At 55.6% G+C, this 12,941-nt stretch carries 9 protein-coding genes; all 9 read left to right on the plus strand.

From position 1 onward, the window contains the following. Positions 1 to 113: 113 nt before the first annotated feature. The 9 genes from EYY67_RS21865 (at position 114) to EYY67_RS21910 (ending at position 12,870) form a co-directional block, all read left to right on the plus strand. Entirely contained in the window at positions 114 to 1,691 is a 1,578-nt protein-coding gene (locus EYY67_RS21865) for an ABC transporter substrate-binding protein (RefSeq protein WP_095922196.1), read from the plus strand. Positions 1,692 to 2,094: 403 nt separating this feature from the next. Further along, the gene (locus tag EYY67_RS21875) at positions 2,095 to 2,616 is read left to right on the plus strand and encodes a GNAT family N-acetyltransferase (RefSeq protein ID WP_165497993.1); all 522 of its coding nucleotides are present in this window, start codon (positions 2,095 to 2,097) and stop codon (positions 2,614 to 2,616) included. 41 nt (positions 2,617 to 2,657) lie between these two features. Next, a complete protein-coding gene (locus EYY67_RS21880; RefSeq protein ID WP_095922194.1) occupies positions 2,658 to 4,361 on the plus strand; it encodes a chloride channel protein in 1,704 nt (567 codons plus the stop codon). A gap of 445 nt (positions 4,362 to 4,806) precedes the next feature. Next, complete coding sequence (locus EYY67_RS21885) at positions 4,807 to 8,571, plus strand: nitrate reductase subunit alpha (protein WP_131694381.1); 3,765 nt, start codon at positions 4,807 to 4,809, stop codon at positions 8,569 to 8,571. After that, on the plus strand, positions 8,568 to 10,103 hold the full coding sequence (narH, locus tag EYY67_RS21890; RefSeq protein WP_131694382.1) for a nitrate reductase subunit beta: 1,536 nt from the start codon (positions 8,568 to 8,570) through the stop codon (positions 10,101 to 10,103). Before EYY67_RS21885 ends, narH begins: the two co-directional genes overlap by 4 nt. Then, complete coding sequence (narJ, locus tag EYY67_RS21895) at positions 10,103 to 10,825, plus strand: nitrate reductase molybdenum cofactor assembly chaperone (RefSeq protein WP_131694383.1); 723 nt, start codon at positions 10,103 to 10,105, stop codon at positions 10,823 to 10,825. Before narH ends, narJ begins: the two co-directional genes overlap by 1 nt. Further along, positions 10,822 to 11,502, plus strand: coding sequence for a respiratory nitrate reductase subunit gamma (gene narI, locus EYY67_RS21900; RefSeq protein WP_095922190.1), 681 nt, complete (start codon positions 10,822 to 10,824; stop codon positions 11,500 to 11,502). Before narJ ends, narI begins: the two co-directional genes overlap by 4 nt. Positions 11,503 to 11,598: 96 nt before the next feature. Then, positions 11,599 to 11,838, plus strand: a complete 240-nt coding sequence (locus EYY67_RS21905) for a hypothetical protein (protein WP_013575745.1) — start codon at positions 11,599 to 11,601, stop codon at positions 11,836 to 11,838. Positions 11,839 to 12,006: 168 nt separating this feature from the next. After that, on the plus strand, positions 12,007 to 12,870 hold the full coding sequence (locus EYY67_RS21910) for a D-amino-acid transaminase (protein WP_131694384.1): 864 nt from the start codon (positions 12,007 to 12,009) through the stop codon (positions 12,868 to 12,870). The last annotated feature ends 71 nt before the right edge of the window (positions 12,871 to 12,941 follow it).

Here is a 12,941-nt window from a genome sequence, read left to right on the forward strand (position 1 = left end):
AAAATCCTTAATCTAATTTATTAAATAACAAAGCTTTATTTCATTGTTCTGGCCTTGCCGCTGCACCTCTACACTCGGAAAAACTGTCTTTTCACCTGTGGAGATCGACCTCAATGAAAGTACGTGTTCCTTCCCTGTTATTCCTGCTTATGATGGCGGCAACCCGTGTGGATGCGGCGACACCGGCCGATACGCTGGTCGTTGCCGGTTCGCTTGAAGGCATTATCAGCCTGGATCCGGCTGAAAGCTTTGAAACCGTCAGTTCCGGTAATCTGGTTAACCTGTATCAGCAGCTTGTTGTTTCTGACCGCCAGCATCCTGATCAACTCGATCCGGACGCTGCCGCCAGCTGGCAGCCGGGGCCGGACGCGCACAGCCTGATCTTCACCCTCAAGCCGGGGCAGAAATTTGCCAGCGGCAATCCGCTGACTGCCGACGATGTCATCTACTCCTTTACCCGTGTGGTCAAACTCAATAAAAGCCCGTCGTTTATTTTGGGTGAACTGGGCTGGACGCCGGAAAACGTCGACGGCAATCTGAAAAAACTGGCGGATGATAAAGTCCAGCTGAGCTGGCCTGCGGACATCGGCAGCGGTCTGGTGCTGAGCATTTTATCCGCGCCGGTGGCGGGCATTGTCGACAGCAAGTTGCTGAAAGAACACGTCGATCAGAACGATTTCGGCAACAGTTGGCTGCGTTCGCGCTCGGCGGGCAGCGGCGCATTTGAAGTCCGTAACTATGTGCCTCACGAAGCGTTGATTTTCAAACGAAATCCGAATGCGAAGCCGCTGGCGAAACTCGAAAATGTGCTGTTTAAAAATGTCGGCGATCCGTCCACCCGCCGTCTGCTGGTACTCAACGGTGATGCGGATGTGGCCTACGATTTAGGGGCAGACCAGTTCAGTTCGCTGGAAAAAGAGAAGGGGGTGCACGTCGCCCAATTCCCGGCCGCGAAAGTCTTCTATCTGGCGTTTAACGTCGGCGATACCACCCAACCGGCGCTGGCCAATCCGGCTCTCTGGGAAGCCGCCCGCTGGCTGGTGGATTATCAGGGCATTTCTACCGATCTGCTAAAAGGCCAGTACGGCATTCATCAGACTTTCCTGCCCGACGGATTAGCCGGAGCCATCGATGATCAGCCGTTCAAATATGACGTCGCGAAAGCCAAAGCCATTCTCAGCAAAGGCGGCATCGCACCGGGCACCAAAATCGATTTGATTGTGATTAACCAGCCGCCTTATTCAGATATCGCGCAGGCATTGCAGGCCAGTTTCGCTAAAGCCGATATCAATTTAGTGGTGCATCCGCTGGTCGAAAGCGACGTGCTGACCCGTATGCGTGCACATAAATTCCAGTCGATTTTCACGTACTGGGGCGCGGATTATCTGGATCCAAACACGAACGCCAGCACCTTTGCCTATAACGTGCCGAACGGCCCGAAAACACTGGCGCAGCGTATTCAGTGGGTGATCCCGGAAATCAGTAAGCAAACCCGTGCGGCGGCGGCAGAATCGGATCCAACCAAACGCAAGGCGCTGTATGCTGATTTACAGCGCGAACTGCAGAAAAACTCGCCGTTCGTGGTGGCGCTGCAAAGTAAGTTGCTGGTGGCAATCCGCGATAACGTGAAAGGCGCAAGTCAGAATGTGGCAGGCAGCCAGTTGTATCTGGATACGGTGAGTAAGGAATAAGGGAAGCCTTATCATCCGTTGTTCTCAGGTAATGACCCCGGGGCACAGGTCCCGGGGTTACACCGTTCAGCCAGATGTTGAGCGCGCCATTGACGAGGCGACCCCTGTTGTTTCATGACTTTTTCAGAAAATCTTTCAGATGGACGACTTTGCTGATGTCATCCGTCAGGCGCGGGTTATTGCGTACTTCCCAGATATCGACATTGGTTGTTACGAGGTGCTGTCCAGAGAATCTGCTTATGTGGCAGTGAAAGGTAAGAAAAATGCGGGAAGGCGCGCAGTAATGGCGCTGACCGCAGCCGGCGCGGAGAGTGAAAATTTTTGGATTTTACATTCAATCCTTAATAGGATGAGTTTTGGGCAGGTGATAACCGATATAACATTGATTTTAAGAAAGGATTTGATGATGGAACTCAATACGCCGCGCTTAACCCTGACGCCGGTGACGTCAGATGACTGGCCGTTTTTTCTCCAGCTTCGTCAGGATGAGACACTGATGAAATTCATGTCAGCGATGATGACGGAAGAAGAAAACCGGGCGGTATTTGCGCGACGTCTTCAGGGCTTTGTTCCCGGCGTCCGCCATCAGGCTGAGTTCATTATCAGAGACCGCGAAACCGGCAAGCCACAGGGAAATATCGGTTTTCGTGCCGAAGATGACGATATGGCGAAAGTGGAAATTGGCTACACGCTGGCACCCTACGCGCAAGGAAAAGGCTACGCGGGTGAAGCGCTGCAAGCCTTATGTGATTTCGCATTAAGCAGCGGCGTTATTCACCGGCTTAAAGCCGCTGTGCTGGCGGGGAATGTCAGTTCTGCCCGGTTGCTGGAAAAGAACGGTTTCATCCTGCACGAAACGCTGAAAGGCGGCTACCTGCTGAACGGAGAACATCACGACGACTGCATTTATTATTTAGAAAAATGATACTGTTGCCTTTGCGAATCCGTTTCCATTACTGAGATCTTATGACGCTGAAAGCCCTCAATACTGAATCCCTGCAAAAGAGCGATCTGATTAACCTGCTGATTGCCATTCCTGCGGGGATTGTCGCCGCGCTGGTGACGATTGCTTTTCGCGGCGCGATTTCGGGTGTCAACGGCCTGATGTTCGCGGACGGCAGTGACATCACCAACGCTTTCAATGAATATCCCAAAATCGTCTGGCCGCTGATCACCACGACAGGCGGGGTGATTGCCGGTTTCATTCTGCTGTGGGCGCTGCGCCACGAAAGCAAATACGGCAAGATGCCGGATTACCTCGATGTTATCGATCAGCGTTTGCCGGGCATTCCGGTGGTGAGCACCGTGTTGCGCGGATTGTCCTCGCTGGCCAGTATTGCCAGCGGCGGTTCAATTGGTCGGGAAGGGGCGATGGTGCAGCTTTCGGCGCTGAGCGGCAGTCTGCTCGGGCGGTTTTCGCGGTTTAAGGGCGTTCATCAGTCCGATATTATCGCGATGGCGGCGGCGGGCGGGCTGGCGGCGGTGTATCACGCCCCGTTTGCCGGTGCGCTGTTTGTGGCGGAAATCGCCTTCGGCGTGACCGCCGTTCAGCGACTGATCCCGCTGTTTATCTCAGCATCGGTGGCGGTGCTGACCGTCCGGTCGCTGACCGATTACGCGCCGCTTTACCTTTATTCCTCCGTGTCTTTCAGTCCGTCTCCCGGCGCTATATTAACCGTGCTGATTATCGGTGTGGCGACGGGGATCCTCGGGCCGTTATTCATCTCGTCTATCGATAAGGTGCGTCAGTGGATGAAACCCATTTCGCACCCGGCGCTGCGTCTTGGTCTCGGCGGGCTGGGTGTCGGGCTGGTGGCGATGATTTCGCCGCTGGTGCTGGGTAACGGTTTTGAAGTGATCGATTTAATCCTCAACAACGGCAATTTACAGACGTCACTGCTGGTGCTGCTGATCCTGAAAATTGTCGCCACGGCGATCACCATCGGTTCCGGTGCCGTCGGCGGGCTGTTTACGCCTTCATTACTGATTGGTGCGGCGGGCGGGGCGCTGGTGTGTACTTTCCTGCAATGGCTGGGGTTCGATCCCGGTCCGGTCGGTTTATACGCGGCGATCGGCATGAGTGCGCTGCTGGCGGCGACCAGCCATGCGCCGCTGATGTCGATCATGATGGCGTTCGAAATGACCCTCAACAGTTCGCTGTTGTTCCCGCTGATGCTGGCGACGGCAATTTCTTACGTCGTGGCATCACGGCTGAAAGTCGGCGGCACCTATCCGGTACTGACGCGGCATAACGCGCGGTTTGCGGCGAAAAATGCCTTTGAATACAGCACGGTGGCGTCGCTGATTTCGCCCTGTTCGAAAATGTATGTCGATGCTTCGCTGTCGGAAGTGGTCAGCGAAGGGCTGAAACAACGCACGCGTTATGTCTATGTGGTCGACCGGGAAGAACGTTTTCTCGGCGTGGTGCCGACCAACGTGGTGGCTGCCGGTCTTATTGATGGCAGCGTGAAATCAGACAGCCCGATCGACCCGTTTATCGAGCAGGAATTCACCACCATTTTCCAGCAGGCCAGTTATGAGCAGGCGTGGGCAATGTTCAGTCATTCGCCGCTCGAACGTTTGCCGGTGCTGGAAAACGCTGAATCACGCCGGTTACTGGGTGTGATCACCAAAGCGGCGCTGCTGAACAAAGCCAAAGACTTCCTCTGATTACCCGCCGGTTTGCTCAATGGAAACCGGCTGCTTTCTGAAATACCCCTCATTTTCCATATCCTCCCGTCCTGCATAAAAGGGCTTGCCTGTTTTTAAATTACATCCTGTAAATCAATAAGATGACGACTCCCTTGCGGATACCTCTTTGGGGGTATCTTGCGTTATGTAAATAAATACACGACGAGGCGGCCTTGATCGCAATCAAGTAGGGCGGTCCCGCGCGTGCATACCCTGAGGCCAATTTCCCCTTTGTACTTGAAATAGCAGCAGCGTTAGCAGCACTCAGTCACCCGAATCACTGACTTGTGTCAGCTCATCGGGATTCCTTCGTTTGCTGCCTTGCTGCAATTCCAATTACTTCGGGCACGAGCAATGAAGTTGTATTCCCCGCCATTCACATAATGACAAAGCGCAAATAAGCCTTTGCACAGGAGAGTCCCGGATGAGCAAGTTTCTTGACCGGTTTCGCTATTTCAAACAGCTAGCTGAACCCTTCGCTGACGGCCATGGCCAGACGCTGAATACCAATCGTGATTGGGAAGACGGCTATCGCAGCCGCTGGCAGCACGACAAAGTGGTCCGTTCCACGCACGGTGTGAACTGCACCGGTTCATGCAGCTGGAAGATTTACGTTAAAAACGGTCTGGTCACCTGGGAAACCCAGCAGACTGATTATCCGCGCACCCGTCCGGATTTGCCGAACCACGAGCCGCGCGGCTGCCCGCGGGGTGCCAGCTATTCCTGGTATCTCTACAGTGCAAACCGCCTGAAATATCCGCTGATGCGCAAAAAGCTGATCCAGTTATGGCGCGAGGCCAAACTGAAACACAGCGATCCGGTCGATGCCTGGGGCTCGATTGTCAGCCAGCCGGAAAAAGCCAAAGAATACAAAGCGGCACGCGGTCGCGGTGGTTTTGTGCGCTCAAGCTGGCAGGAAGTGAATGAACTGATTGCGGCATCCAACGTCTATACCGCCAAAACCTTCGGCCCGGATCGCATTATCGGCTTCTCGCCGATCCCGGCCATGTCGATGGTGTCTTATGCCTCCGGCGCACGTTATCTGTCGCTGATCGGCGGCGTGTGTCTGAGCTTCTACGACTGGTATTGCGATTTGCCACCGGCTTCTCCGCAAACCTGGGGCGAGCAGACCGACGTGCCGGAATCGGCTGACTGGTACAACTCTTCTTATATTATCGCCTGGGGTTCCAACGTTCCGCAGACCCGTACGCCGGACGCCCACTTCTTCACTGAAGTGCGTTACAAAGGCACCAAAACCGTCGCCATTACGCCGGATTACGCCGAAATCGCCAAGATTTGCGACCAGTGGCTGGCGCCGAAACAAGGCACCGACAGCGCGCTGGCGCTGGCCATGGGCCATGTGATCCTCAAATCCTTCCATATCGATAATCCGAGCCAGTACTTTACCGATTACGTGCGTCGCTATACCGACATGCCGATGCTGGTGATGCTCGAACCACGCGAAGACGGTTCGTATGCCGCAGGCCGTATGCTGCGTGCGTCTGATCTGGTGGACAATCTCGGTCAGGAAAATAACCCGCAGTGGAAAACCATCGCCTTTGACGAAAATACCGGTGAACTGGTGTCGCCGTTAGGCTCGATTGGTTACCGCTGGGGTGAAAAAGGCCAGTGGAATCTGGAATCCCGCGAGGGCAAAGACCACAAAGACGTCAGCCTGCAACTGAGCCTGCTGGATAATCACGATGAAGTGGTGAACGTCGGTTATCCGTACTTTGGCGGCGCGGTCAGCGAGCATTTCAACAGCGTGGCGCTGGATGAAATCCTGATGCACAAACTGCCGGTCAAACGCCTGCAACTGGCGGATGGCAGCACCGGTCTGGTCGCCAGCGTGTACGACCTGACGCTGGCAAACTACGGCATTGAGCGCGGTCTGAATGATGAAAACTGCGCGCAACGCTATGACGAAATCAAAGCGTATACGCCAGCCTGGGCCGAAAAAATCACCGGCGTGTCTCAGCAGAACATCGTGCGTATCGCTCATGAATTTGCCGATAACGCCAACAAAACCCATGGCCGTTCGATGATCATCGTCGGTGCCGGGATGAACCACTGGTATCACCTCGACATGAACTACCGGGGTCTGATCAACATGCTGATCTTCTGCGGTTGCGTGGGTCAGAGCGGTGGCGGCTGGGCACACTACGTCGGGCAGGAAAAACTGCGTCCGCAAACCGGCTGGCAGCCGCTGGCCTTTGGTCTTGACTGGCAGCGTCCGCCGCGCCAGATGAACAGCACCTCGTTCTTCTACAACCATTCCAGCCAGTGGCGTTACGAAACCGTCGCACCGCAGGAACTGTTGTCGCCGCTGGCGGATAAATCCAAATTCACCGGCAGCATGATTGACTACAACGTGCGCGCCGAGCGTATGGGCTGGCTGCCGTCTGCGCCGCAGCTCAACGTGAACCCGCTGCATATCGCGCAACAGGCGAAAGCCGCCGGTGTTTCTCCGGCAGATTTCACCGTGGCAGCGCTGAAAGAAGGCAGTGTGCGGTTCGCCGCTGAACAGCCGGATAATCCGCAGAACTTCCCGCGTAACCTGTTTGTCTGGCGCTCTAACCTGCTGGGTTCTTCCGGTAAAGGCCACGAGTACATGCTGAAATATCTGCTGGGTACCGAACACGGTATTCAGGGAGAGGATTTAGGCATTCAGGGCGGCGTGATGCCGGAAGAAGTCGAATGGCAGGCGCAGGGCGGTGAAGGCAAACTGGATCTGGTGGTGACGCTGGATTTCCGTATGTCCAGCACCTGTCTGTATTCCGACATCGTTCTGCCGACCGCGACCTGGTACGAAAAAGACGACATGAATACCTCGGACATGCATCCGTTTATTCATCCGCTGTCAGCGGCCGTTGATCCGGCCTGGGATTCGAAAAGCGACTGGGAAATCTACAAAGGCATCGCCAAAGAATTCTCCCGTGTTTGCGTCGGCCATCTGGGTGTGGAAACCGACATGGTGACCTTGCCGATCCAGCACGATTCCGCCGCTGAACTGGCGCAGCCGTTTGGCGTGGAAGACTGGAAAAAAGGCGAATGCGAGCTGATCCCGGGGCGTACCGCACCGCATCTGATGGCGGTTGAACGCGATTATCCGAATACTTACGAACGTTTCACCTCAGTCGGTCCGTTGCTGGAAAAACTCGGTAACGGCGGCAAAGGCATCAGCTGGAATACCGACAGCGAAGTCGGTTTGCTGAAAAAACTCAACTACACCAAACCGGACGGTACGGCGAAAGGCCAGCCGATGATCAACACCGCCATTGATGCGGCAGAAGTCATCCTGACACTGGCTCCGGAAACCAACGGTCAGGTGGCGGTGAAAGCCTGGGCGGCGCTGAGCCAGAATACCGGCCGCGACCACACGCATCTGGCGCTGAATAAAGAAGACGAGAAAATCCGCTTCCGCGATATTCAGGCCCAGCCGCGCAAAATCATCTCCAGCCCGACGTGGTCTGGCCTGGAAGATGAACACGTTTCTTACAACGCCTGTTACACCAACGTGCATGAGCTGATCCCGTGGCGCACGCTGTCCGGCCGTCAGCAGATTTATCAGGATCACGCGTGGATGCGTGCGTTCGGTGAAAGCCTGCTGGTGTACCGTCCGCCAATCGACACCCGCGCGGCGCAACCGTTGCTGAATGCGAAACCGAACGGTAATCCGGAAATGGCGCTGAACTTCCTGACGCCGCACCAGAAATGGGGCATTCACTCCACCTACAGCGACAACCTGCTGATGCTGACCTTAGGTCGCGGCGGCCCGATTGTCTGGCTGAGTGAAGACGATGCGACAAAACTGGGTATCGAGGATAACGACTGGATCGAAGCGTTCAACGCCAACGGCTCGCTGAGCGCCCGTGCGGTGGTCAGCCAGCGCGTACCGGCGGGGATGACCATGATGTATCACGCGCAGGAACGCATCGTGAATATTCCGGGTTCGGAAATCAGCCAGCAGCGCGGCGGGATCCACAACTCCGTTACCCGCGTTTGCCCGAAACCGACTCACATGATCGGCGGCTATGCGCAGCTGGCATACGGTTTCAACTACTACGGCACGGTCGGTTCTAACCGCGATGAATTCGTGATTGTGCGCAAAATGAACCGCATCGACTGGTTAGACGATGAAGGCAATGACTACGTGCAGGACGCCGTGCAACAGGAGAAAGCCAAATGAAAATTCGTTCACAAGTCGGCATGGTGCTGAATCTCGACAAATGCATTGGCTGCCACACCTGTTCCGTGACCTGTAAAAACGTCTGGACCAGCCGCGAAGGGATGGAATACGCGTGGTTCAATAACGTGGAAACCAAACCGGGTCTGGGTTATCCGCACGACTGGGAAAACCAGCAAAAATGGAAGGGCGGCTGGATCCGCAAAATCAACGGCAAACTGCAGCCGCGTATGGGCAACAAAGCCAACCTGCTGCATAAAATCTTCGCCAACCCGCATATGCCGGAAATCGATGATTACTACGAACCGTTTGATTTTGATTATCAGCATCTGCACACCGCGAAAGACGGTAAACATCAGCCGGTGGCGCGTCCGCGTTCACTGCTGACCGGCAAACGCATGAAGAAAATTACCGGCGGCCCGAACTGGGAAGACGATCTGGGCACTGAGTTCAGCAAACGTTCTGCCGATCAGAACTTCGCCAACATGCAGAAAGAGATGTACGGCGAATTCGAAAATACCTTTATGGCCTACCTGCCGCGTCTGTGCGAACACTGTCTGAATCCGGCGTGTGTGGCGACCTGTCCGAGCGGGGCGATCTACAAACGTGGCGAAGACGGTATCGTGCTGATCGACCAGGACAAATGCCGTGGCTGGCGCATGTGCCTGACCGGCTGCCCGTACAAAAAAATCTACTTCAACTGGAAAAGCGGCAAATCAGAAAAATGTATTTTCTGTTATCCGCGCATCGAAGCCGGCCAGCCAACGGTCTGCTCCGAAACCTGCGTCGGCCGTATCCGTTACCTTGGCGTGGTGTTGTATGACGCCGACCGTATCGCCGAAGCCGCGTCAGTGGAGAACGAGAAAGATCTGTACGAAAGCCAGATGAGCATCTTCCTCGATCCGAACGATCCTGAAGTGATCGCGCAGGCCGAAAAAGACGGCATTCCGCTGTCGGTGATGGACGCCGCGCGTCAGTCGCCGGTCTACAAAATGGCGATTGAATGGAAGCTGGCGCTGCCGCTGCATCCTGAATACCGCACGCTGCCGATGGTCTGGTACGTGCCGCCGCTGTCTCCGATTCAGTCTGCCGCCGATGCCGGTGCGTTGCCGCACAGCGGCGTGCTGCCGGACGTCGAAAGTCTGCGTATTCCTGTGCAATATCTGGCGAACCTGCTGACGGCGGGCGACACCGCGCCGGTGCTGCGTGCGCTGAAACGCATGCTGGCGATGCGTCATTTCAAACGTGCTGAAACGGTCGAAGGTGTCACGGACACCAGCGCGCTGGAACAGGTCGGATTGTCTGCGGCGCAGGCGGAAGAAATGTACCGTTATCTGGCGATTGCCAACTACGAAGACCGTTTCGTGGTGCCATCAAGCCATCGTGAACAGGCGCGTGAAGCCTTCCCGGAAGCCAAAGGTTGTGGTTTCAGCTTCGGTGACGGTTGTCACGGCAGCGACAGCAAATTCAACCTGTTCAACAGCAAACGCATTGATGCCATCGACATCGGCGCGAAAACAGAAAGGAAGGGCTAATGAACAGTTTACGCATCATCGGCCTGCTGCTGGATTATCCGTCTGAAGACTTGTGGGAACACAAGATGGAGCTTCTCGAAGCGGTGACTCAGTCTGCTGAACTGGACTCTGAGCAGCGTCTGGATCTGGCGCTGTACATCACGGATTTCTGTAAAAGGGATCTGCTGGATGCGCAGTCGGCGTACACCGGTTTGTTCGACCGTGGCCGTGCGACGTCATTGCTGTTGTTCGAACACGTTCACGGTGAATCCCGTGACCGTGGTCAGGCGATGGTGGATCTGATGGGGCAATACCGCGACGCAGGGCTGGAAATCGACAGCCGCGAGCTGCCGGATTACCTGCCGCTGTATCTGGAATACCTGACCACGCGTGATGAAAATCAGGCGCGGGAAGGGCTGCGTGATATCGCGCCGATCCTGGCGTTACTCAGCGCCCGTTTACAGGAGCGTGACAGCCATTACGCCGAACTGTTTGATCTGCTGCTGGCGCTGTCCGGCAGTGATATCGCCACCGCAACGGTGCGCGAAGGGATCAAACAGGAAGCCCGTGATGACACGCCCGCCGCGCTGGATGCGGTCTGGGAAGAGGAACAAATCACGTTCCTCGGCGAGCAAAGCTGTGCGTCAGGCGAGGAAGCCGCGCACCAGAAACGCTTCGCCGGTGCGGTCGCACCACAGTATCTGAACCTTGATGAAACGCCTGCGGGGGAACCACGCAAATGACCGACTTCCTCAACAACTTCTTCTTTAATATCTATCCGTACCTGTGCGGCACGGTATTTCTGGTCGGCAGCTGGCTGCGTTATGACTACGGTCAGTACAGCTGGCGTGCTGGCTCCAGTCAGTTACTGGAGAAAAAAACGCTGCGCATCGCCTCGCCGCTGTTCCACGTCGGCATACTCGGCATTATTGCCGGTCACGCCTTCGGGATGCTGACGCCGCACTGGATGTACGAATCTTTCCTGCCGGTGCCGGTGAAACAGCAAATGGCAATGTGGGCGGGCGGTGCCTGCGGCGTGATGACCCTGATCGGCGGCGGTATGCTGGTGTGGCGTCGTCTGAGCAACGAACGTGTGCGGGCAACCTCCAGTTTTGGTGACATCATGATCATCATTCTGCTGGTGGTACAGTGTGCGCTGGGGCTGAGCACCATTCCGTTCTCCGCGCAGCATATGGACGGCAGCGAAATGATGAAACTGGTCGGCTGGGCGCAGTCGGTGGTGACCTTCCGTGGCGGCGCAGCGGCGCATCTTGATGGCGTGGCGTTTATTTTCCGCGTGCATCTGGTGCTGGGGATGACCTTATTCCTGCTGTTCCCGTTCTGCCGTCTGGTGCATATCTGGAGCGCGCCGGTGGAATATCTGACCCGTCGTTATCAGCTGGTACGTAATCGTCGCTGATTGACCTTCACGATTGTGAACTGACGATTTTGACATAAAAAAGAAGGGCGCTATTATGCGCCCTTATCTTTATTTTATTGCTCAAGGACGCTTCTGATGGCCACCCCAAGACAACCCATGACCGTAGCCCGCCGTTTATTACGCAACAGCCTGATTTTACTGGTTATCGGCATTGTTGCCACGATCCACGGTTTAGTGGTCGGCAGCCCGGAAACCCCGCCGGGAGAAATGGCTCCGCAACTGATGCTGGGTATCTGGTTTATCTTCATCGGCTGCGTGATGGCGCTGATCAGCTGGTTAGTGATCCGCAACAAAAAGAAAAAAGGCGAACTCTGATCTTTGGTCTTCCCCTGAAACAGCGCTCAACCGGGCGCTTTTTTTACGCCCTGAATCGCGGAAACCTGCGTTGCATCAACATCCGGCGCTCAGTTTTCACGCAATTTATTTTCTGGTATTGAATACAGCTAATAAAAATCCTAATCAACGTCGGCCAGGAAAAATAACATGACCAGAACGGTATACCTCAACGGGGAGTTTGTTGCCGAGCATGACGCGAAGGTGTCGGTATTTGATCGCGGTTTTTTGTTTGCTGATGCGGTGTATGAAGTCAGCGCCGTGCTGAACGGTCGTCTGCTCGATAACGCGGCGCATCTGGCCCGCCTTGCGCGTTCCTGTCAGGCACTGAGACTGCGTCTGCCTTGTGCGCTGAGTGACATTGAGATCCTGCAAAACCGGCTGATCGCAGAAAACAATCTGGTGGAAGGGGCGGTTTATCTGCAAATCAGCCGTGGCAACAGCGGCGATCGTGACTTTGATTTCCCCGGTGAAAGCGTCACGCCGACTTTTCTGATGTTTACGCAGGCGCGTGCACTGATCGACCATCCGAAAGCGAAAAGCGGCATCCGCATGGTTTCTGTTGAGGATATCCGCTGGCAGCGTCGCGACATCAAAACCGTCGGCCTGCTGGCACCTTGTCTGGCGAAAGAGTACGCCCATCAGCATGACGCCGACGACGCCTTACTGACTGAAAACGGCCTGATCACCGAGGCCAGTTCCAGCAACGCCTGGATTGTCGACGCCGACGGCACGCTGATCACCCGTCCGCTGAGCACCCACATTCTGCACGGCATCACCCGTCAGGCGCTGCTGGAACTGGCGAAGCAGCACGGTATCCGTTTCGAGGAACGTCCGTTCACGCTGGAAGAAGCGCAGAACGCTAGCGAGATATTTATCAGCTCCGCCACGACCTTTATCTGGCCAGTGATTTCGCTGGACGGCAAGCCGGTCGGAGAGGGAAAACCGGGGGGAGTAGCCGCGAAACTGCGGGAGATTTATGTGCAGATGGCGGTTGAGGCGGCGAGCCGGTAATTAGCTTTCAAATTCAAATTCAAATTCAAGGTCATGGTGCTCCTCCCCCTGCGAAGGGGGAGGGAGGGAGG

This window comes from Rahnella victoriana, from assembly GCF_004330295.1.
Taxonomy (GTDB): Bacteria; Pseudomonadota; Gammaproteobacteria; order Enterobacterales; family Enterobacteriaceae; genus Rahnella; species Rahnella victoriana.